Here is a 272-nt window from a genome sequence, read left to right as displayed (position 1 = left end):
CGGTACTGGCTGACCGTCGAGCCGACCAGCGAACTCTGCAGGAATTTCGCCAGATTGGCGGTGCTCACACCGAGGGCGCGGGCGCGATCCTGGTCGATATTCAGGTAGACAACTTTGCTTGGCTCCTCCCAGTCCAGATGCACGTTGACCACATGCGGATTCTCGCGAACCTTTGCCGCCACCTTGCGCGCCAACGCACGGACTTCTTCGATGTGCTCGCCCGTGACGCGGAACTGCACCGGATAGCCAACCGGCGGGCCATTTTCCAAACG

Annotated in this window: 1 protein-coding gene; it reads right to left on the bottom strand. The window is 61.4% G+C overall.

Annotated features, from left to right (window positions below):
• On the bottom strand, positions 1-272 hold a 272-nt coding region (locus AAEY83_RS15025; protein WP_351060155.1), incomplete at both ends, for an efflux RND transporter permease subunit.

Origin of the sequence: Psychrobacter sp. TB20-MNA-CIBAN-0197, assembly GCF_040309765.1 — a bacterium.
Taxonomy (GTDB): Bacteria; Pseudomonadota; Gammaproteobacteria; order Pseudomonadales; family Moraxellaceae; genus Psychrobacter; species Psychrobacter submarinus.
The sequence above is the reverse complement of the archived record's forward strand: the minus strand, read 5'-3'. Positions and strand labels throughout refer to the sequence as shown.